The organism is Brenneria izadpanahii (genome assembly GCF_017569925.1).
Lineage (GTDB): Bacteria > Pseudomonadota > Gammaproteobacteria > Enterobacterales > Enterobacteriaceae > Brenneria > Brenneria izadpanahii.
In genome coordinates, this window is the sequence record NZ_CP050854.1 from 2,977,244 (window position 1) to 2,999,413 (window position 22,170).

Consider the following 22,170-nt stretch of genomic DNA (forward strand, 5'->3'; position numbering starts at 1 on the left):
GGAGTTATTTAGTGAGTACGGCTTGGTTAAGTAATACGCGAGAAGAATCAAGCGTGACAAATGAGATGACGGTAAAGAATAATGCGATGCATCCCAGCGCCAGATAACTTTCGGAAAACCCCATACGCTGGTACATATAACCGATCCCGCCGGACAGAAAAATAGTGCTGAAACTTTTTGAGAACTGAAAACCGATTAAATAAACCGTCGCCGACAACCAGGGGTTAAAATTGGCGGTAATATATTTTAATCCGGCGACCAATAAAATTGAACTTTCAAAACCGTGAAGCATCTTGATTGCGCTGATTGAAATCGGTCCTATTGCCCAGGCCGAACCAATAATGCGGAAACTCATGATTAACCCGCAATAAAGCAGGGCGTTTTTCGGCCCTATTTTATTGACGAACCAGGGCGCCATAAACATAACCGCCGCATCGAGAAATATTTGCGCCGTCGTCAGATAGCCGAACACTTCCGCGCCGCGCGCTTTACTGGCGAAGAAATGGCTATAATAAATGGCGAATTGCTGATCATAGGTTTCATAAATCGCCCCCACGCCCACCATATACATGGCAAAAAACCAAAATTTCTTTAATTTTATCAAGCTCTGGACATCAACCAGGGTGATGGGCGCAGTTTTAGGCAGGCTTTCTTTTGCTGCGTTCGTTGACGCGGGATGCGTTCTCCAAACGATAAACAGCAAAGCGATCCCCGCCAGACTGGCCATCCAGAAAATATAGTCCTGATTGATCCCATAAAGTTTACCCGCGGCGAAAGTACCGATTGCCGCCCCAATTCCCCCGAACATTCTGGCCCGGCCGAATTCAAAACCTGATAAACGGCTGACTTTATCAATATAAGCCTCACATACGCCGCAGCCCGCGCCGTATGCCATGCCGATGTAAAGCCCGCCCGCGAGCGCCCCCAGAATAACGTTGAATCGCAATAGCGGCGCGAAAACATAAATCCAATAGGGAGCAAATAACGTGATAATAATTGCCAGCATCCACATCAGGTTTTTTCTGAAAATCAACTTATCGGAAATAAAACCGAATATAGGTTGCACGCAAACGGAAAAAATAGCGGTAAACGAATAAACCAAGCCTACATCGGCATAATCAATACCTATTGTTTCCGTCAGCCATAATGAAAGATAGGGATAACAACATCCCCATCCGATAAAAAAGAAGAGAAAGAACAAACAGCACATTAAGTAGTTTTTTTCTGTGTGAGACATATACCTTGCCCCGCTGAAAGTGGATATTCATGCATTTTCATCAGGCAACTAACTTAGCGCTAAATTTATATGCCGATCAGCAGTGTCCTGCTGTCAAATGGCAGAAATCTGCTACGCAAACGCTATTTGTGAGCGGCTTCACGCATCCGGTTTTTTCCATAAAAAATGCGTGAATGTAAGGAAAATGGTAAGGAAAATCCGCTGCCGACGGAAAAAATAACCGGGCGATGCGCTATTAACGCGTCTTCCGACGCCATGCCGGTTTCCAGGCGAACTCCCCGCCTCAGTAGCTAGACAAAGTCGCGTTATGTCCGTCATCCCGCGGCTGCGGGCGCAGATTGCGTTAATAATTAATTCATTGATTTAAAAAATTCATGCTAAAACAGACGGGAGATCTATAGGAATGACCGGCTTAATAGTTCGACGGCGAACCGCCGATCTATAAAGCCGGATTACGCTGTGTGGGCGATTAATTAACGAATGCTTTGCGCCAGCCATTCTTCCATTTGCCGCAACTCACTTTGCTGTTCCGGAAATTTTTCTATTAATTGCTGACAAATGGCCGCCATATTTTCCGGCCGATATGCCGCGCCGCGCAACGCAACCGCCAGGGCTTCCAGCGGCGCGGGATTTAAGCTATCGGTAAAAATCTGGCTGCGGACGATAACGCCGCGTTCAACATCAAAATGTAATTCAACGCCGCCCCAGGAGAAACGATTATCCAGCAGATGCGTAAAATCCGGCGCCTGTCCGAAATTCCACTCCCAACTGCTCTGACGGGCGAATTGTTCGCTAAATCCCGGCAAATCAGGAAACGCGCTGGGAGAAATAATCTCAGGTCGGCAGCGTTCGCCGTAATAATCAAAAAAAGCCTGCATCACTGACTGACAGATTTGCTGGTGATCAATCGAGGGTAACAATTCGACCAGATTGGCGACCCGTGAGCGCACGGATGTGATGCCCTTCGCCTGTAATTTTTTCACATCGGGATTGAGATAATCGGCTAAACGGCTCAGATCCGCGTTTAACAGCAGCGTGCCATGATGAAAACCGCGATCTTTGGTTTCCCGGTATGCCGAACCCGATATCTTGCGGATACCATCCGCCCTTTCAATAACCAGATCGTTACGGCCGGATGCGCTGGCGTTGATCCCCAACTTGGCCAACGCATTAAGAATGATTTGGGTTGACACGCTTTTATCGTATCCGGGCTTACCCGCCATAAAGGTAAAGCAGGTATTGCCGAGATCGTGAAATACCGCGCCGCCTCCGCTGCTGCGCCGGGCCAGCTTGATACCGTCCTCCTCCATCCTGCGCGTATTACACTCTTTCCACGGATTCTGCGCCCGGCCAATTACCACGGTTTCGGCGTTGCGCCATAAAAACAACACCCGTTGCGTCGTCGGCATCTGCCGGAATATGCACTCTTCAACCGCCAGATTAAACCATGGATCGAAGGAGTCAGAGATAAGTAAACGCAGAGAGGACATAAATGCTCCGTACTCTATTCCCTTTATATTTCAAGCCGCACGGACGTTGCTTTATCCCTCGTCCCATCTTCCGGCCTGGTTAGGGGCCGCCTTCCTGCAACTCGACTTATTTAGAGCATAGAGATCAGTAAGATAGAAAAATCAGATACGGCGGGCTTGCCAGTAGGCCCGTTTCCAGTAAACATTTTCCAATGATGACCGGATGACGCCCTGGCTGGTGGAAGCATGGATAAACTGGTCGTCTTTATCATAGATCCCCACATGAAGACCGCTACCGCCGCTGCCCGTTTTGAAAAAGACCAGATCGCCAGGCAACAGGTCATCGCGATCGACCCGTTCCCCCACTTCAGTCTGCGCCTCCGTCGAGCGCGGCAACTGCATGCCGAACCGATCGCGGAACGTCAGATAGACAAAGCCCGAGCAATCAATGCCGCGACGATCCAACCCGCCATAACGATAAGGCGTTCGATACCATTGGCGTAGTTGGTCGTTCAACTGCGCAATCACCATAATCGGATCGCTTAGACGCGGGTTCGGCGGCAGGTTTTTATGACTGCTGCACCCCGCCAATATCAAGCATGCCAACACCAACCCATGTTTTAAACGTATCATGCGTTTTTACCTGAAAATCGCCGGTTGATGCAGAAAACCAACGGATAGTATCTATCAGAATGATATGCCTGCTTAATTTAGCGTTGAAAGGGAGCGACTGGCAAGTAAAGGCGATGTTTCCTGATGTTTCGTCACACCAGCGTTCAGGCGCGGCGGGTTATCACCCAGTGCCGCCCATCAACCATACAGCGCTGGAAATCGACGCCGAACACCGGCGACAGCGTTTCCGGTTGCATCACGTCATCGGTAGCGCCCTGCGCCACCAGCCTCCCGCCGGACATCAGCCAGATGGCGTCGGCATGATGCAGGCTGTGGTTGAGATCGTGGGCGCAGACGATAACGGTTAACCCTGACTGACAAAGCAAATTGAGCAAATCGTCCAGGGCCACCTGCTGCGCAATATCCAGACTGTTGGCCGGTTCATCCAGCAATAGCAACCGCCCGTGGGGATTGGCAGTCGGCCAAATCTGCAAAAGCGTGGCGGCCAGCCTGACGCGTTGCCATTCCCCGCCGGACAGTTGGGTCAACGGACGCGCCAGCTTGTCCGTCAGCATCAGCCGGTCCGTCAGAAAATCGACGGCGTCGGCGATAACCGATTCGCCGCTCATCGGCGGCTGATGCAACCTTAGATACTGAAACACCGGCATCATCGCCGCCGGCGGCTGCTGTTGAGCCAGATAGGCTCTATGCAGCGCCAGCTCGCGCGCAGGCCACGCCGACAGCGGCCTGCCGGACAGATAAACATCCCCCTCTCCGGCCAGCATACCGGCGATCCTGCTCAGCAACGTGCTTTTTCCCGCGCCGTTCGGGCCAATAATATGCAGCAACTGACCGGCGCGACACTGCGCGTCGATCGCGGAAAGGCGGGGAAACGCGGCGGCCTGCCGCAGCCGCAGCAAAGGGGAAGATGACGGCATAAATCGTTACTCTGCCAGCGCCGCTTCAATGGCGTCGACGATGGTTGAGTCATCAGGGGCGAGATCGGGAGCAAAGCGTTGGGTCACGCGGCCATCGCGGGCGACCAGGAACTTTTCAAAATTCCACAAGATATCTTCCGGATTAGCCGGCTTACGGCCCTTATTAACCAGGCGGGCATAAAATCCGCTCAGCAATGAATTGGTGGCCTTAGGCTGTTCGCGAATCAACAGCTGATACAGCGGATGACGGTTCGCGCCGTTAACTTCGATCTTGCTGAACATCGGAAACTGGACGCCAAATGTCGTACGGCAAAATTCCTGGATCTCTGCTTCACTGCCCGGTTCTTGACCGGCAAACTCATTCGACGGGAACCCCAGCACCACCAATCCCCGATCGCGATAGGTTTCGTAAATTTTTTCCAATGCGTCATACTGCTTGGTCAAGCCGCATTTTGACGCGACGTTGACGATTAACGCCACCTTGCCCTGATAGGGCGCAAGCGTCGTATCTTGTCCATCGATGGTTTTCAGCGGAATGGCGTAGATTTCATTACTCATCGTCTTGACCCTCTTGATCCTGTGAGAATGGAGGCCGGCAGCCATTTCTGGCTGTGCGGCAGGCTAGATCCTGTTACGTAACAACAGCCAGATAAAGCACGGCGCCCCCAGCGTAGCGGTAACGACGCCGATAGGCAATTCAGCGGAAGAGAGCGCGACCCGCGCCACGGTGTCGGCCAACATAAGAATCGAGCCGCCGGCCAGCGCGCAGCCGGTTAACGAATAACGCTGATCGGTGAGTCCGCACAAGCGCAGCATGTGCGGGATAATCAAACCGACAAAGCCGATCACCCCCGCCAGCGCAACGCTCAGCCCGACCAACGCGCCGATAACCAATACCAACATGTTGCGCCAGTAATAAACCGATACCCCCAGTTGACGAGCCTGCGTCTCGCCCAGCGCCAGCCAGTTGAGCACTTTCCCCTGACCGCTCAGCCACAGGATAAATGGCGTCAGCGCCAGCATCAGCCAACCATGCCGCCAGTCAATCCCGCTGAATCCGCCCATCATCCAGTACATTAACTGCCGCAAATCCAGGCTGGTGCTGAAATAGACCGCCCAGGTCATGACCGCGCTACAGATAATGCCCAACGAAACGCCGATCAGCAGCAAACGCGCATTGGAAACATGCCGGCGGGCGAAATGCAGCAGCAGAAAGGTGATCAGCAACGCGCCGGCAATGGCGCTCAGGCTTAAGACCCATATCGGCAGCATTCCCTGCCCCAGTAATACCGAAAGGACCAGCGCGACGCCCGCGCCGTTGGCTACTCCCAGCAATCCCGGCTCGGCCAGCGGATTATCAAATATCGACTGCATCACGGCGCCGGACATCGCCAGGCTGGCTCCCACCAGCAGTACCGCCAATGTTCTGGGAAAACGCAATTGCCAGACGAAGATGCGTTGCGAGTCATCCAGCCAGTCAGGCGGCCAGATCCAGCGGTCGCCGGCGCACAGCGCGATCGTCAGCATAAATAACGTCAGGAAAAACAGCAGGATCAAACGCTGGCGGTCATGAACGCGCTGCTGTCGTTTTAACTCGGTATATCCCAAATTCAAAGGCTGCATAATCCATCCGAGACAACAGAAAAAGCGCCTGTCCCGACAGGCGCCTGCGCTATGGCGACCGATTTTAGCTATCGCTTTCGCGCCTGGTCTTGCTTACCTGCCGCTGCCGGCGGCGAAAGCGAAACGGGCGTTCTAAACGCCAGCGGCGTTCCGTGTGCGCGCGTTGATATTTGCCATGCCGCAATCGCCGGAATATCAACTACGCTTAGTCATATGAGAATATCTCTCATTAGCTTCGTCTGGCGATACGCCTCCCCCATGCTTACATGAGGATAACGGTATGCTGACTTTCTTGCGTCGCATGATGCGCAGAGATAATCCATGCCCCCCACGCTCCGCGCCCCAGACGACGGCGACTTGCCGCTGCCATGAGAGCGAGTTCTGTTTCTTTAATCACTCGGCGACGTTTGCTTTCGATCAGGTCAACGAATGCGAACTTAGCGCGCCGCAGCGAAAAGAAAAAACAGAGAGCGAACAGCGCCGCTGACCGCTGACGCGAAGAGCCGGCTCTTCGCCGGCGCGGGGATCGTCCCCAAACCGACGAAACGGATCCCGCGCGCACCGGAATAATCGTTTTTACTATTCGCCGCTCTTGCGGTGGGCCAGACAGCCACTGACAAATTTAGGCACGACAACGCTGGCCGGACCGTAGTTTTTTTCGTCAAACAGGCTCTCCACCTGGCTGGGTTCAAGGTTGAGCTCAACCGTGTAGGCGCCGTGCGCGCGGGCTTCCTGCACAAAACCGGCGGCGGGATAGACATGCCCGGACGTGCCGATAGCAATAAAATAGTCCGCCTGCGACAGCGCTTGATAAATTTTATCCATTTCCAGCGGCATTTCGCCAAACCACACGATATGCGGACGTAAAGGCGCTGGAAACTGGCAACAGTGGCAACGATCGTCGACGGAGAGATCGCCCGTCCAGTCAACGACTTGCCCGCTTCGGCAGCAACGCGCTTTCAGCAACTCGCCGTGCATATGTACAATGCGCCGGCTGCCGGCGCGTTCATGCAGGTTATCGATATTTTGCGTGACGAGTAAAAAATTGTCCCCCAGCGACTCCTCCAAACTCGCCAGCGCCAGGTGAGCCGCATTGGGCTTGATTTCCGGCTGCTGCAACTGGCGGCGGCGCGCATTATAGAACGCCTGCACCAGTTCAGGATCGCGCTGGAAACCCTCAGGGGTCGCGACATCCTCAACCCGGTGCTCTTCCCACAGGCCGTCTGCCGCGCGAAAGGTTCGAATGCCTGACTCCGCGGAAACGCCCGCCCCGGTTAAAACAACAACTCGTGGTTTTTTCACTTCTGTTACCGCCAGATAATCTCGGTGGAAAATACGTGCTCGCAGACGCTGCTGACGCATTCGTTTCCCTTTATGAAAACGTCCTAACCGTTGATGCGAATGCATATCTGCTCCTGCTATTGGTCCATTAAGTGTAGCAAAGCCGCTCCGCGAATGCCGCCGGCATCGCCATAACGCGCCTTGACTATGCGCGGCAATTTGGCGATCGGCAATAATCGCGGGGGTAAACGCGTAGGTAGTATTTGATAAATTTCATCAAAATTCGATAATCCGCCGCCCAGCACCAGCAGGTGGGGATCGATGAGGGTTAGCAGGTTGCCCAGACAGGCGGCCAGCAAATCCATAAAGAGATCGACAAACGCAAGCGCATTGGCGTCGCCGGCGCGATAGTGCCGGATGATCGTGACGGCCGGCAGCGTTTGTTGATAAAAATGCGCGTACAGCCACTCAAATCCGCGCCCTGAAATATAGTTTTCAATGCAGCCGATCTGTCCGCAGCCGCATTTTACCAGCGGAATATCTTCCCCCAGGATCGCCAGCGCGTCGGCGGGCAGACGGAAGTGGCCGATCTCCCCCGTCATGCCGTTGCGCCCGTCGACCGGGCGGCCATTGATAACCAGCCCGCCGCCCACGCCGGTGCCTAGAATCATCCCCATCACCACCGGATAACAACGGAATTCCGCATCCCAGGCTTCAGACAGGACAAAACAGTTGGCGTCATTATTGATGCGGATCTCCCGCTGCAATAGCTGCCCCAGATCCTGGGCCAGCGGCCGCCCCATGGTCGCCGGTAAATTCGCCGTAAACAGCGCGCCGTTGCTGCCGGTCTGCATGCCCGGCACGCCGATGCCGATTTTACCTTCCGTCCCTGTCTGCGCATCCGCCTCTTTGGTCAGATCGACCAGCGTATTCAGCAATGCTTCATAGCTATTGCGGGGCGTAGGAACCCGCTTCTGCCAGACCTTGTTCAAATCGGCATCAAATACGCCCAGCTCGATTTTCGTGCCGCCCATGTCAAAACCGTAATACATGACCTGCCCCTTAGTGAATAATGCCCCACACGGCAGTGCGGTATAAAAGGTTACTGCCCGCTTAATACACGCGCAGGGTCAATCCGGCTGGCGCGGCGCGCCGGATACCAGCTGGCGATCAAACTCAGCAACAGCGCCGTCGCTAGTACGCTGATGACATCGATCGCATGCAACTCCGATGGCAGAAAATCAATAAAATAAATATCGCCCGATAAAAAACGATGACCGGTTATCGATTCAATGCCGCGAATGATATTGGTCAACTGCAATGTCGCGATCACGCCCGCTATTACGCCGAACACGCTGCCCAATAACCCGGCAAGCAGGCCGTACCAGACAAAGATGGCGCGGATCAGCCCGTCGCTGGCGCCCAGCGTTCGTAGCACCGCGATATCGCCGCTTTTATCTTTCACCGCCATCACCAGCGTGGAGACGATATTAAAGCAGGCGACGCCGATCACCAGGATCATCGCCAGATACATAATGGCGCGCACCATCTGGATATCGCGATACATATAGCCATAGGTGCCGATCCAACTGCGAATATACACGTAGGCGTTGGTGACCTCGCCCGCATCGCGCACCAGCTTATTGGCGCTAAATACGTCGGAGGCTTTAATCGCAATTCCGGTTACGCTGTCGCCCATATCCAGATACTGCTGCGCATCGGCCAGCGGCACCAGCGCCAGGCTGTGATCGAGTTGGCCGCTGAGCTGCAAAATACCGCTGATATGCAGCCGGATGCGTTTCGGCTGCATCAGTTTCATCTGCGGGTCGCTATTGGGGATCATCACCGTTACCCAATCCCCATCATTCACATTCAGCGCTTTCGCCACGCCCTGACCAATAATAACCTGCTGCTCGCCGGCGCGAAAATTTTTCCAGGCGTCATTCTGCACAAACCGCGGCAGCGCGCTGAGCCGGCTCTCTTGTTGCGGGTCGACGCCTTTTACCTGAATAGCTCGCAAATTGGCGCCGTTTTCCAGCAGCCCGGTAAAGTTAATATAGGGAGCCGCCGCCGTGACGCCCGGCACCGTCTCGACTTTCGGCAAAATCGACCGCCAGCCGTCAAAGGGTTGATTAACCGGTTCTATTTCGCCGTGGGGAACCACCGCGAGGATCCGGTTGTTCAATTCGCGCTCAAAACCGTTCATCGCGCTTAAGCCGACGATCAACACCGCGACGCCCAATGCGATACCCACCGTCGAGATAATCGAAATCAGTGAAACCATGCCGCCGCGCCGACGGCCGCGGCTAAAGCGCAGCCCAATCAGCAGGGAGAGCGGAGGAAATCTCATTGCGGCACTCCCATTAGCGTCAGTTCCTGTTGCAACTGACCGTCACGCATTTCCAACTGGCGGCTCAGGCGTCCGGCCAGTTGCAAATCATGGGTAACCACCAGAAACGCCGTGCCCTGCCGGACGTTCAGTTCGCCCAGCAGTTCAAAAATGGTATCCGCGGTGCGCTGATCCAGATTCCCGGTCGGTTCGTCCGCCAACACCAGCGACGGATTGTTCACCAGCGCTCTGGCGATGGCGACGCGCTGACGCTCGCCGCCGGAAAGTTCCGACGATCGGTGCTGGCTGCGCGTTTCCAGCCCGACGGCCGCCAGCATTTCCCGTGCTTTTTCCTGCGCCTTCGAGGCCGGGACGCGGCCAATCAGCAACGGCATGGCCACATTTTCCAACGCGGTAAAATCCGGCAGCAGATGGTGAAATTGGTAAATAAAACCCAGTTCACGGTTACGCAACGCGGACTTATCCGCCGCGGAGAGCCGGCTCATCTGCTGGCCTTTGAAAATCACGTCGCCGGAGGTCGGCGTGTCCAGGCCGCCTAATAAATGCAATAAGGTGCTTTTACCCGATCCGGAACTCCCGACGATCGCCATCATTTCCCCGCTGCGCATCTCAAAAGAGACGTTGCGCAGGACATCCGTCGACAATTTTCCTTCCTGATAACGCTTGCACAGGTTATTGCACTGCAACAACAGTAACTCATTCATAACGTAAAGCCTCGGCAGGTTGAACGGCGGCGGCGCGCCATGACGGGTACAACGTGGATAAGAGGGCAATCGCCATCGCGACGACAGCGATGGTGACGACCTGCAGCGGTTCTATCACCACCGGCAATGCGGCGTCATCTATCAATAACCCCAACATCGGCATCAGCGTATTCAACTGGCTGGCCAACAGCGCCCCCAGAAGCGCGCCTAATAATGCGCCGATAATCCCGGCCCCTCCGCCCTGCACCATAAACACCGTCATAATCTGACGTTGGGTCAGCCCCTGCGTTTGTAGAATGGCGACCTCGCCCTGTTTTTCCATCACCAGCAATCCCAGTGACGTAATAATATTGAAGGCGGCGACGGCGATGATCAGGCTCAGCAGCAGCCCCATCATATTTTTTTCCATCCGCACCGCCTGAAATAGTTCGCCCTTGCGCTCACGCCAATCCTTCCAGACCAGTCCTTCCGGCAACGTCTGGCCGCTCAGCGCATCCACCGTCAGCGGTCGATCGAGCCACAAACGCCAGCCGGTAATATTGCCGGCCGGATAGCGCATCAGCCGTGAGGCGTCCTGCTGATTAACCAATAGCTGGTAGCCATCCACCTCGCTGTTGGCGGAGAATGTCCCGACGACGGTAAAAATACGCTGGCTGGGAATACGTCCCATCGGCGTAAGCTGGCTGGCGCTGGGCACCATCAGGCGCAACTGTTCGCCGGGTTTGACGCCCAGTTGAGAAGCCAGTTGTCCGCCGAGAATAACCCGGTATTGCCCCGGCTGGAGCTGCTGCTGCGATACGTTTACCAAATAGCGCGCCAGCGGTTCCGGTTCATCCGGGTTAATCCCCAGCATAACGCCCACGGCGACGCTACGGGCGCTTTGCAGCACCACTTCGCCGGTGGTTAACGGCGCCGCGCGATTAACGCCCTGTAATGATCCCAGCGACGACGCGGGATGAGTTTGCGGATTGAGCGATCCCTGTTCCGTGGTAATCAACGCCTGCGGCATCAGCCCCAGGATATTGCCTTCCAGTTCACGCTCAAAACCATTCATAACCGACAGTACGGTTACCAGCGCCATCACGCCAAGCGTGATGCCAATCGCGGATAACCACGAGACAAACCGCCCGAAGCGGTCAGATGCTCGGCCGCGCATATAGCGCAAACCGATGAATAATGCGACAGGTTGATACATGAAATCCGTCTGGATGAGGTTGCCAAAGCAAAGTGTTCAAGGATAATAAAGGGTAGTACCGCTTTATGGAACCCTAACACCCTCACTCTCCGGCTTTTTCTTAGCGGATACCGGGGTCGAGACCTGATAATCAGATTATGCCTGAAAAATACCGTTATTCGTTGCCGCTTAAACCGGGCGAGCAACGCCTGCTGGGACAACTGACCGGCGCGGCCTGCGCCGTGGAATGTGCGGAAATTATCGATCGCCATGCCGGACTGGTCATTCTTATCGCCCCCGATATGCAAAATGCTTTACGTCTGCACGATGAAATTCGGCAATTTACGGAACAACCCGTCACGACTTTGCCTGACTGGGAAACGCTGCCTTACGACAGCTTTTCTCCTCATCAGGAAATTATTTCCACCCGGCTCGCCACGCTGTACCAGTTACCGTTAATGGAACGCGGCGTGCTGATCCTGCCGGTCAACACGCTGATGCAGCGGGTATGTCCGCACAATTTTTTGCACGGTCATGCCTTGATGCTGAAAAAAGGCCAGCGGCTGTCGCGTGATAAACTGCGAACCCAACTGGAGCAGGCCGGTTATCGCAGCGTCGATCAGGTGATGGAACACGGGGAATTCGCCACCCGCGGCGCGCTGCTGGATCTGTTCCCGATGGGGAGCGACGAACCCTACCGCATCGATTTTTTTGATGATGAAATCGACAGCCTGCGGCTTTTTGATGTGGACACGCAGCGGACGCTAAACGAAGTGCCGCTCGTCAATCTGCTGCCCGCGCATGAATTCCCAACGGATAAAAACGCGATCGAACTGTTCCGCAGTCAGTGGCGCGAACAGTTTGAAGTTCGCCGGGACGCCGAACATATCTATCAGCAGGTGAGTAAAAGCGCCTGGCCTGCGGGAATTGAATACTGGCAACCACTGTTTTTTAATCAACCGCTGCCGCCGCTGTTCAGCTACTTTCCCGACCATACGCTGGTGGTGAATACCGGCGATATCGAACAGGGCGCGGAGCGTTTCTGGCTGGATATTCAGCAACGCTTCGAGAGCCGCCGGGTCGACCCGATGCGCCCGCTGTTGCCGCCGGAGTCGTTATGGCTGCGCGTCGACAACCTGTTCTCCGAATTGAAAAAATGGCCGCGCATTCAACTGCGCACCGACACGCTGCCGAAAAAAGCCGCTAACGAAAATCTGGGTTACCAGCCGCTGCCCGACCTGGCCATCCAGCATCAGCAAAAAGCGCCGTTGGACCCTCTGCGCCGCTTTGTCGAACAGTTTGACGGCCAGGTCATTTTCTCCGTCGAAAGCGAAGGCCGGCGCGAAACGCTGCAAGAGCTGCTGGCCCGCATAAAATTGAAGCCTACGCCGATTAATAGCCTGGAGCAGGCGCAAAAACGCGGCGCCTATCTGATGATCGGCGCCAGCGAGCACGGTTTTATCGATACGATTAGCCAGCGGGCTCTGATTTGCGAAAGCGACCTATTGGGCGAGCGCGTCAATCGGCGGCGGCAGGATAACCGGCGCGCGATTAACGCCGATACGCTGATTCGCAACCTGGCGGAACTTCGTCCGGGTCAACCGGTGGTGCATTTGGAACACGGCGTCGGCCGCTATGCCGGCTTAACCACCCTGGAAGCGGGCGGCATTAAAGCCGAATACCTGATTCTGACCTACGCCGGGGAAGATAAACTTTACGTGCCGGTTTCATCTCTGCATCTCATCAGCCGTTACGCCGGCGGCGCCGACGAAAGCGCGCCGTTGCACAAACTGGGCGGCGACGCCTGGTCGCGCGCCCGGCAAAAAGCCGCTGAGAAAGTACGCGATGTGGCGGCGGAGCTACTGGACGTTTACGCCCAGCGCGCCGCGAAAAGCGGTTTCGCCTTCAAGCATGATAAAGAACAGTATCAGCATTTCTGCGAAAGTTTTCCGTTTGAAACCACGCCCGATCAGGCTCAGGCGATTAACGCCGTACTGAGCGATATGTGTCAGCCGCTGGCGATGGATCGCCTGGTGTGCGGCGACGTCGGCTTCGGGAAAACCGAAGTCGCCATGCGCGCCGCGTTCCTCGCGGTGGAAAATCATAAACAGGTGGCGGTATTGGTCCCCACTACCCTGCTGGCCCAACAGCACTACGACAATTTCCGCGATCGTTTTGCCAACTGGCCGATAAAAATTGAAATGATCTCCCGGTTCCGCAGCGCGCGCGAACAAACGCAGATTTTGGATGAAACGCGGGAAGGCAAAGTCGATATTCTTATCGGCACGCATAAGCTGTTGCAGAATGACGTGCACTGGCGCGATCTGGGGCTGCTGATTGTAGACGAAGAGCACCGCTTCGGCGTGCGTCATAAAGAACGGATTAAAGCAATGCGCGCCAACGTGGATATCCTCACGCTGACCGCCACGCCGATCCCGCGCACCTTAAACATGGCGATGAGCGGCATGCGCGATCTGTCGATTATCGCCACTCCGCCCGCCCGCCGTCTGGCGGTGAAAACTTTTGTGCGGGAGTATGACGAGTTGGTGGTGCGCGAAGCCATTCTGCGCGAAATTCTGCGCGGCGGTCAGGTTTACTATCTCTACAATGACGTGGAAAACATTGAGAAAGCCACCCGGCGGCTGTCCGAACTGGTGCCGGAGGCGCGGATTACCATCGGCCACGGCCAGATGCGCGAGCGCGAGTTGGAGCGGGTGATGAATGACTTCCATCACCAGCGTTTCAACGTGCTGGTCTGCACCACCATCATTGAAACCGGAATCGATATTCCCAGCGCCAATACCATCATTATTGAACGGGCCGATCACTTCGGCCTGGCGCAGTTGCACCAGTTGCGCGGCCGCGTCGGACGTTCGCATCATCAGGCCTATGCCTATCTGCTTACGCCGAACCCCAAAGCGATGAGCGGCGACGCGCATAAACGGCTGGAAGCCATCGCCTCGCTGGAGGATTTAGGCGCCGGCTTTGCGCTTGCCACCCATGACCTGGAAATTCGCGGCGCAGGCGAACTACTGGGAGAAGATCAAAGCGGACAAATGGCCACCGTCGGCTTCTCGCTGTATATGGAGTTGCTGGAAAGCGCCGTCGACGCGCTGAAAGCCGGGCGCGAACCGTCGCTGGAAGACCTGATCAGCAGCCAGACGGAGGTTGAACTGCGGCTACCGGCGTTATTGCCCGATGACTATATCCCCGACGTGAATACCCGGCTGTCTTTCTATAAACGCATCGCCAGCGCGAAGCAACCAAACGAGTTGGAGGAGCTTAAAGTCGAGCTTATCGATCGTTTCGGCCTGCTGCCGGATGCCGCGCGGCATTTGTTGCAGGTGGCGGCGCTGCGTCAGCAGGCGCAAGCGCTGGGGATCAAACGGATAGAAGGCCATGAAAAAGGCGGTTTTATCGAATTCAGCGAACAGAACCGCGTTGATCCGACGCATCTGATCGGGCTGCTTCAGCAAAATCCCGGCACTTATCGCCTGGATGGGCCGACGCGGCTGAAATTCATCACCGATTTAAGCGCCCGGCCGCAACGCATCGAATTTATCCAATCGTTGTTAACCAATATGGCCCGGCATACGCTGGCGGCGTAACGCTCCGCGTTCCCTTTGGCATTGGGCGCGGCCGCCCAATGCCAACAATCAGATAGGCCGTCCCGCCGTTCCCTATCCGCGAAAAATTTGAGCTGCGCCTCACTTTTACCACCTCCAGCGGCAAGCGCCGCCGCTGAAGGACTACGCTTATTCACTCAGTCATTTCCATTGCGCGGTCAGTCCGGGTCGCCGATTGCATTGTTCCGTCTTAGCGGCAACGCTCGGGCTTTACCGGCCTTACATAAGGAGATTTTAGCATGTTTTCCGCTTCCCTGGATGGAATAAAAGCCTCCCTTTCCCCCCTTGCTCTGGTGCTCAGCCTCGGCATTCCCGTTCCCTCGCTCGCCGCCGCTACGCCGGCGCCCGAGCAACCGGCGGCCATCGCCCAACCCGTTTCTGCTATCTCGGCCCCTCAGCCGCCCGATGTGTTGCTGGGGCCGCTGTTCAACGACGTGCAACGAGCCAGACTGTTCCCCGATCAAAAAACCTTTGCCGACGCCGTGCCGAACCAGGATCCGGCCGCCATCCTCGCGGCCTATACGCGGCAGAAATCGTCGCCCGGCTTCGATTTACCGCATTTTGTCGCGAGCCATTTTACCCTGCCGCAAGAAGGCGAGGCCTACGTTCCCCCTTCGGGGCAGACGTTGCGCCAGCATATTGACGGCCTGTGGCGCGTACTGACGCGCACCACCCGGCAGGTGAAAGCCTACGACTCGCTGCTGCCGCTGCCCCATAGCTACGTGGTGCCCGGCGGACGTTTTCGCGAGATTTACTATTGGGACAGCTATTTCACCATGCTGGGTCTGGCGGAAAGCGACAACTGGGAACTGGTGCAGAATATGACCGAAAATTTCGCTTACGAAATTGACCGCTACGGCCATATTCCCAACGGCAACCGCACCTACTATCTCAGTCGTTCGCAGCCGCCCTTCTTCTCGTTTATGGTGGAACTGCTGGCGCAGCATCAAGGAGACAACACCTATGCGCGCTATCTGCCGCAGTTGAAAAAAGAGTACCACTACTGGATGCGCGGCAGCGTGGGTCTGACGGCCGGACAAGCCAGCGATCGCGTGGTGCGTCTTGACGACGGCAGCGTGCTGAACCGCTACTGGGATGAACGCGATACGCCGCGGACCGAATCCTATTTGGAAGACATAACGACCGCCGCTCAGGCGAGCGATCGCCCTGCCGCCGAAGTATACCGCGATCTACGCGCCGGCGCCGCCTCGGGCTGGGACTTCAGTTCGCGCTGGCTGCGCGATCCCCAAGATCTGTCCACCATCCGCACCACCGACATTATTCCGGTGGACCTGAATTCGTTATTGTTTCATCTGGAGATGACGCTGGCGCACGGCGCCAAAGCCGCCGGCAATCAAACGGAAGCGGCGTACTTCCTGCGTGTCGCCGATGAGCGCAAGCAGGCCGTCAATCGCTATCTGTGGAATCAACAGGGCGGCTACTATAGCGACTATGACTGGCGTAGCAAGGCGATAACGCAGCCGATCACCGCCGCTGCGGTATTTCCACTGTATGTCGGCATCGCGCCGCGCGATCGCGCTGCAGCCACCGGCGAAGCGGTGCGCGATCGGTTGCTGAAAGAAGGCGGGTTAACCACCACCACCGTCAATACCGGCCAGCAGTGGGATGCGCCGAACGGTTGGGCGCCGCTGCAATGGGTCGCGGTCGAGGGCTTCAATCGCTACGGTCAGGAGGCGCTGGCGCAGGCCATCGGCACCCGCTTCCTGGCCAATGTGCAACAGTTGTATGACGCCAAGCATAAGCTGGTGGAGAAATATGTGGTGGAAGGCGCAGGGTTCGGCAGCGGCGGAGGCGGCGGCGAATATGCGCTGCAAGACGGCTTCGGCTGGACCAACGGAGTCACGCTGAAGCTAATGGATCGCTACTGCGCCGCTGTGCCGGCCTGTCAGCGCGATGCCGAACCCGCCGCCGCGCGGTAACCCGGTTCATCAGATCCGTGCTATGGAGTAAAAAAGGATTACAGCGTTGTCGTTGTAATCCTTGATGGGTTTATGATTGGCGGGGTTTATACAGCTTGAATATATTAATCACTACTGCATAGATGATTACAGTAACTATCAAATTGATGCATGTATGTGCAACTATATAAACCATTTCATAATCATGAGCGCCTATTTTTCTTGCTAGTTCTATAAGTATTTGCTGTTGTTCCGTCGCCGATAAATCTGGATAGGGTAATGCCCATGCCGCAAGAAAAAATATGACGATGAATATCGCTATTTTACATATTTTATACATCACATGTTTTGCCATGAGTAATTACCTCAATAGATCCATATGCCATCAATTTAGTACTATTGTTTATAGGTATTTTTTGTGTATTCAATAGGACGTTACGCAACGTGGTAAAATCTGTTTTTCTTTGTAGCGTGATGCATCCTAATGATAAGTTACTGCCTCCTACTGGATGCAAGCGAAAATTCCCACGACGGACACCGTCTACCCACGTGTAATCATCAATCTGACCATCGTCACGGTACAATGCAAACCATTCGAAATGATTGCTGGGATTCAACTTAACCGCAGTGTTATAGAGATCTTTCAGTGCTGAATAGGCCATCGATTTTAATCCGCCTGTAGGTCTATCAACTATCCAATATATACCAGCAGGGATGGGGCCGGCATCAGGTATCAGAGTACAACCACCGCGATTACGATAATCTCCGTCGCCAGAAAACGCCATGAACGTTCCTACCCCATTCAGTGTTAGCGGTGAAAAATCTGCGTTATTGACTTCAAACTTTCCGTGTATTGCCATATTTTCAACCAATCAGTAGTGAATAGTTTGGTTATGGTAATGAACTAAATAATGCTGTCAATATTGACTAATACTAAATCAATATATAACAATCATGGATATCCATCATCATTATTATAAATTTAATAATTTGGATGATGGTGATTCAGGCATAAATTAGCCAGCCGAATCAATCTATCCGTTTACTCACTACTAACCTGCGCCATGAGAAGATATCATCTCATGTAGCACGGCTACTTGGTAAAGTTGCTGCATCTCCTTCTAGTGAAACGAATAACCTAGAATTATCTATACCGCCCCCAAAAGCCGTAATTAAATAATAAAATGAATGACATGTGAAAATAATTAACGATTCTGCATTATGGCTTATTGTGGAGTTAAACCGCGTATTGCTCAAACGCGAAAACGTCATCTCTATTACATCAGCCAACAGAACCGCATTGACCCGACGCATCTAATCGGGCTGCTTCGCCAACCGCCAGGATGAGCCGAGACGGCTGAAACTCATCACCGATTTAAGCGCCTGGCCGCGCCCCATCGAATTTATCCAATATTCGTTAACCAATATGACCCGGCATACGCTGGCGGCGTAACGCCTTAAAAACACTAGCGGCTTATCCCTATGTGGAAGGAACCGCTTCCCATGAGCCTATCCGCTTCGCCTTCCTGTCATATTTCTGTTTTATTTCCGTCAAAAAAAAGTCATCCAAGCAGGATAAGGTGACCAAGATTTATCTAAATGCAACAATTTACTACAAGGATTATCCCATGCGTATGTGTTCCACTGCCCTGCTGACGTTTGTGCTCAGTACTTCTCTGGTCACTCAAACCATTGCGCAGGATGTAACCCCCGCCAAAGCAAAAAACGTCATTTTGCTTATCACGGACGGCGCGGGCATTAATACCTGGCACGCAGCCAGTTATTATCGCCACGGAGCATTAGGCCATGAAGTCTATGATGATTTTGACGTCAAACTGTTCGCCTCCACCCATCCTCTGAATACATCTAATGTCCCGACCCATACCGAAAAAGGCGCGGTAACTTTCGAAGCGTCCAAAATCTGGACTAAAGACAAATCCGACGCCATATTCGAAGGCAGCCTGGGGAACTATCCCGGCTACTTCTCCGGCTACGACTACCTTCGCGCCGATTTCACCGACAGCGCCGCCGCAGCCACCGCACTGGCATCGGGCCATAAAACCTACAACAACGCGATCAACTGGTCCAATGATGACAAGAAGCTGAAACACATTGGCGAGTACGCGGTGGAAAATGGCAAAGCGTTGGGCGTTATTACCTCCGTACAGTGGAGCCATGCCACACCGGCGGGTTTCCTGGCGCACAATGTCAGCCGCAATGACTATGCCGCAATCGGTAAAGAAATTATCGAGTCCGGCCTGGCGACGGTGGTAATGGGTTCAGGGCACCCCGCCTATGATGAAAACGGTAAAGCCATCACGCCAAAGGATGAGAAAGCCTATCGTTATGTCGGCGGTAAAGAAGAATGGGATCGTCTCATTTCTGGTAAAACCGCCTACAAACATATCGAAACCAAAGCCGATTTCGAGGCGTTGGCCAACAATAAGCTGGATTTGGGCAATAAAACCAAACTGATTGGAACGGTGCAAAACAACGCTACGCTGCAATTCAACCGCGACGGCGTTGCCGCGGGCAACCTGCTGCCTAACCAGCCTGACCTGCCGACCATGACGAAAGGCGCGTTGAATCTGGTCGCCAAAAACCCGAACGGATTTATGCTGATGGTGGAAGGCGGCGCGGTGGACTGGGCAGCCCATGCCAATAACCTGCCCCGCCTGATCGAAGAGCAAATCGATTTTAACCGTGCGGTTGAAGCGGTAGCGGAGTGGGTGGAAGAAAACAGCTCCTGGGATGAAACGCTGGTCATTGTCACCACCGACCACGGTAACGGTCTGTTGCTGGGGCCGGACTCCAATAACGATGCGTTTTCCGACATCGTCAATCAAGGCGCGGGAGCCCTGCCACTGGTGCGCTGGCACACCGATACCCACACCCGCGAACTGGTGCCGGTGTTCGCCAAAGGCCCTGGCGCCGACTTCCTGACCTCGGTGGCGAAACACGACGCGGGTCTGGCGGCTTATCATGTCTCTGAAGACAATCAGCAGTATGTCGACAATACGGATATTTTCCGTACGGTAGCCAACGCGTTCGGCATTAATACCACGCAGACCCACTAAGCATTAAGCAATGCCGCACGCGATAGATCGATTCCGTGCGGCATTGGCTGATTCCCGTTTACCAAGAGATCCTGTTTATTCATGAGTATGCAATCTTTAACGCCAATCCGTCACATCTGGCTGAAAGCCGTCATGTTATGCGGCCTGTTGCTGTTGCCCGTCTTGAGCGTCAACGCAGCCGAACGTCCGACGGCGCCGACCAACAGCGCCAATGCCGAAGCCCAGGTGATGCGGGCAATCCGTAAAGACGGCGAATTGAAGATCGAACTGCGGTTTGAAACCACAGCCGACACTTTTGGCGGTGAAATCATTTACAGCGGCCTGACTCCCAACGATTTGGACACGCAATTCTATATCGAAGCGGACGGGCAACGCTGGCCGCTAAGCGCCGCCGGCAAACAGAAAACGCCCAGGGATCTGCGCCTGAATTTCAGTTATGACCGCAAGAAAAACCCCAGAGTCGGCTCCTGGCAGGGTATTTTTACCGCCCCGCCGGCCGAAGTCGCTCAGGTCACATTGAAGCTGCCCGGGCTGCCGCCGATTCCATCGATCGCCATTGTCGATCGCTAAATCCAGATAACGCGCTTCCCCACGCCGAACCGCTTCTCGCCCTCACCCCGATTATCACCGGGTTGTAAAACCTTTCCTCTTTACAACCCGGTGATTAACACAGTAAAGTCCCCACCCTTTTTTCATGGCATGGGAAACTCAGGATGTTTATAGGTTTTGACTATGGCACGGCCAATTGCTCGGTCGCGGTGATGAATGCCGGCGCGCCGCAGCTCGTACCGTTGGAAAACGCTTCCCCGTATTTATCCTCCCTGCTGTGCGCCCCGGTGCGCGAAGCCGTTAGCGAGTGGCTGTGGCGTCATCATCAGATCGAATCTATGGGGGAGAATGCGTTATTGCTTCGCCGCGCCATCAACTATAACCGTGACGAGGATATCCGCGTTCAGGCGGACAGCGTGAAATTCGGACGCGCCGCGCTGCAGCAATATATGGACGACCCGGAAGAAACCTGGTTCGTTAAGTCTCCCAAGTCTTTCCTCGGCGCCGTCGGTCTTCAGCCCCAGCAGATCGCGCTATTTGAGGATCTGGTTTGCGCCATGATGCTGCATATTCGCCAACAGGCCGAACGGCAGCTCGCGCAGCCTATCTCACAGGCCGTTATCGGCCGCCCCATCAACTTCCAGAGTATTGGCGGAGAAGAGGCTAACCAGCAGGCGCAGGGCATTCTGGAGCGCGCCGCACACCGCGCCGGCTTCCAACAGGTGAGATTTCAGTTTGAACCGGTCGCCGCCGGCCTGGACTTTGAAGCCTCGCTCAGCCGGGAAACCCGCGTGCTGGTGGTCGATATTGGCGGAGGAACCACCGACTGCTCGATGCTGTTGATGGGGCCGGAGTGGCATCATCAACGTGAACGGCAACAAAGTCTGTTGGGACACAGCGGCTGCCGGGTCGGCGGTAACGATCTGGATATCATTCTGGCCTTCAAGCAGTTGATGCCGGTGCTGGGTATGAACGGCATGACGGAAAAGGGCATCACGCTTCCCAGTCAGCCCTGGTGGAATGCGGTGGCGATTAACGATATCCCGGCGCAGAAAGACTTTTACAGCACGGCATGCCGTACTTTGATCAATGAAATGATACGTGACGCCCAGCAGCCGGAAGCGGTAAAACGCTTGCTTACCGTCTGGCGACGGCGGCTGGGTTATCGCCTGGTGCAACTGGCGGAAGCATGCAAAATCGCCCTGTCCGATGCAGAACTGGCCGCCGCCGATCTGCACTTTGTCGAGCCGGGCGTAACGACGACTATTAGCAACGATGAGTTAAATACGGCAATAGCGCAGCCGTTGATTCGCATTCAACAGCAGATAGAACAAGCGCTGAAGACCAGCCAAACCCAACCGGACGTTATCTATCTAACCGGCGGCAGCGCCCGTTCGCCGCTATTGCGTCATGCCATTGAGCAGTTGTTGCCGGACATTCCCATCGCCAGCGGCAATGACTTCGGTTCGGTCACAGCGGGGCTGGCCCGCTGGGCTGAGGTTTTATTCCGCGATTAACGCGCCGGCCGGATAGTCAATTATGGGAGTGAATAATCGGCCCTCTTGCTCCGATGACTTCATTCGCTCCCTGTCGCCCGGTAATAGACGCGGC

General features: G+C 54.9%; 19 protein-coding genes. 6 read left to right on the top strand and 13 right to left on the bottom strand.

The window, feature by feature from the left end:
• Positions 1-4: 4 nt before the first annotated feature.
• The 6 genes from HC231_RS13310 to btuC all read right to left on the bottom strand — a co-directional run bounded on the left by HC231_RS13310 (position 5) and on the right by btuC (position 5,879).
• The gene (locus HC231_RS13310) at positions 5-1,237 is read right to left on the bottom strand and encodes an oligosaccharide MFS transporter (protein WP_208227110.1); all 1,233 of its coding nucleotides are present in this window, start codon (positions 1,235-1,237) and stop codon (positions 5-7) included.
• Positions 1,238-1,710: 473 nt separating this feature from the next.
• Positions 1,711-2,727, bottom strand: coding sequence for a lipoate--protein ligase (gene lplA, locus HC231_RS13315; RefSeq protein ID WP_208227111.1), 1,017 nt, complete (start codon positions 2,725-2,727; stop codon positions 1,711-1,713).
• 141 nt (positions 2,728-2,868) lie between these two features.
• Positions 2,869-3,339 carry an NlpC/P60 family protein gene (locus HC231_RS13320; protein ID WP_208227112.1) on the bottom strand — a complete coding sequence of 157 codons (471 nt, stop codon included), beginning with the start codon at positions 3,337-3,339 and terminating at the stop codon, positions 2,869-2,871.
• Positions 3,340-3,482: 143 nt separating this feature from the next.
• Positions 3,483-4,256 carry a vitamin B12 ABC transporter ATP-binding protein BtuD gene (btuD, locus tag HC231_RS13325; RefSeq protein WP_208227113.1) on the bottom strand — a complete coding sequence of 258 codons (774 nt, stop codon included), beginning with the start codon at positions 4,254-4,256 and terminating at the stop codon, positions 3,483-3,485.
• 6 nt (positions 4,257-4,262) lie between these two features.
• Entirely contained in the window at positions 4,263-4,814 is a 552-nt protein-coding gene (locus HC231_RS13330; RefSeq protein ID WP_208227114.1) for a glutathione peroxidase, read from the bottom strand.
• A 63-nt stretch (positions 4,815-4,877) separates the two neighbouring features.
• A complete protein-coding gene (btuC, locus tag HC231_RS13335; RefSeq protein WP_208227115.1) occupies positions 4,878-5,879 on the bottom strand; it encodes a vitamin B12 ABC transporter permease BtuC in 1,002 nt (333 codons plus the stop codon).
• A gap of 280 nt (positions 5,880-6,159) precedes the next feature.
• On the opposite strand from btuC, the gene HC231_RS13340 reads away from it, so the two are divergent.
• The gene (locus HC231_RS13340) at positions 6,160-6,366 is read left to right on the top strand and encodes a hypothetical protein (RefSeq protein WP_208227116.1); all 207 of its coding nucleotides are present in this window, start codon (positions 6,160-6,162) and stop codon (positions 6,364-6,366) included.
• A 92-nt stretch (positions 6,367-6,458) separates the two neighbouring features.
• Here HC231_RS13340 and cobB read toward each other — a convergent pair whose 3' ends face one another.
• The 5 genes from cobB to lolC are packed head-to-tail and all read right to left on the bottom strand — an operon-like array spanning position 6,459 to position 11,409.
• Complete coding sequence (cobB, locus tag HC231_RS13345; protein WP_208227117.1) at positions 6,459-7,286, bottom strand: Sir2 family NAD+-dependent deacetylase; 828 nt, start codon at positions 7,284-7,286, stop codon at positions 6,459-6,461.
• An 11-nt stretch (positions 7,287-7,297) separates the two neighbouring features.
• Positions 7,298-8,212, bottom strand: coding sequence for an N-acetylglucosamine kinase (nagK, locus tag HC231_RS13350; RefSeq protein ID WP_208227118.1), 915 nt, complete (start codon positions 8,210-8,212; stop codon positions 7,298-7,300).
• 50 nt (positions 8,213-8,262) lie between these two features.
• On the bottom strand, positions 8,263-9,510 hold the full coding sequence (gene lolE / locus HC231_RS13355) for a lipoprotein-releasing ABC transporter permease subunit LolE (protein WP_208227119.1): 1,248 nt from the start codon (positions 9,508-9,510) through the stop codon (positions 8,263-8,265).
• The gene (gene lolD, locus HC231_RS13360) at positions 9,507-10,214 is read right to left on the bottom strand and encodes a lipoprotein-releasing ABC transporter ATP-binding protein LolD (RefSeq protein ID WP_208227120.1); all 708 of its coding nucleotides are present in this window, start codon (positions 10,212-10,214) and stop codon (positions 9,507-9,509) included. The genes lolE and lolD overlap by 4 nt, the downstream gene beginning before the upstream one ends.
• Positions 10,207-11,409 (bottom strand): lipoprotein-releasing ABC transporter permease subunit LolC, encoded by a 1,203-nt coding sequence (lolC, locus tag HC231_RS13365; protein WP_208227121.1) that lies wholly within the window; start codon positions 11,407-11,409, stop codon positions 10,207-10,209. Before lolC ends, lolD begins: the two co-directional genes overlap by 8 nt.
• Positions 11,410-11,546: 137 nt before the next feature.
• Here lolC and mfd point away from each other — a divergent pair, with 137 nt between their 5' ends.
• On the top strand, positions 11,547-14,996 hold the full coding sequence (gene mfd / locus HC231_RS13370; protein ID WP_208227122.1) for a transcription-repair coupling factor: 3,450 nt from the start codon (positions 11,547-11,549) through the stop codon (positions 14,994-14,996).
• A 257-nt stretch (positions 14,997-15,253) separates the two neighbouring features.
• On the top strand, positions 15,254-16,954 hold the full coding sequence (gene treA / locus HC231_RS13375; protein ID WP_208227123.1) for an alpha,alpha-trehalase TreA: 1,701 nt from the start codon (positions 15,254-15,256) through the stop codon (positions 16,952-16,954).
• A gap of 311 nt (positions 16,955-17,265) precedes the next feature.
• Here the strand turns inward: treA and HC231_RS13380 are convergent, their stop codons facing one another.
• Together HC231_RS13380 and HC231_RS13385 are read right to left on the bottom strand one after the other, a co-directional pair.
• Positions 17,266-17,793, bottom strand: coding sequence for a DUF2778 domain-containing protein (locus HC231_RS13380; RefSeq protein WP_208227124.1), 528 nt, complete (start codon positions 17,791-17,793; stop codon positions 17,266-17,268).
• A 454-nt stretch (positions 17,794-18,247) separates the two neighbouring features.
• Complete coding sequence (locus HC231_RS13385) at positions 18,248-18,400, bottom strand: hypothetical protein (RefSeq protein ID WP_208227125.1); 153 nt, start codon at positions 18,398-18,400, stop codon at positions 18,248-18,250.
• Positions 18,401-18,561: 161 nt separating this feature from the next.
• On the opposite strand from HC231_RS13385, the gene HC231_RS13390 reads away from it, so the two are divergent.
• The 3 genes from HC231_RS13390 to yegD all read left to right on the top strand — a co-directional run bounded on the left by HC231_RS13390 (position 18,562) and on the right by yegD (position 22,076).
• Positions 18,562-20,010 carry an alkaline phosphatase gene (locus HC231_RS13390; RefSeq protein WP_208227126.1) on the top strand — a complete coding sequence of 483 codons (1,449 nt, stop codon included), beginning with the start codon at positions 18,562-18,564 and terminating at the stop codon, positions 20,008-20,010.
• An 81-nt stretch (positions 20,011-20,091) separates the two neighbouring features.
• A complete protein-coding gene (locus tag HC231_RS13395; RefSeq protein ID WP_208227127.1) occupies positions 20,092-20,580 on the top strand; it encodes a hypothetical protein in 489 nt (162 codons plus the stop codon).
• Between the two features lie 143 nt (positions 20,581-20,723).
• Positions 20,724-22,076 carry a molecular chaperone gene (gene yegD / locus HC231_RS13400; protein ID WP_208227128.1) on the top strand — a complete coding sequence of 451 codons (1,353 nt, stop codon included), beginning with the start codon at positions 20,724-20,726 and terminating at the stop codon, positions 22,074-22,076.
• Positions 22,077-22,170 lie beyond the last annotated feature (94 nt).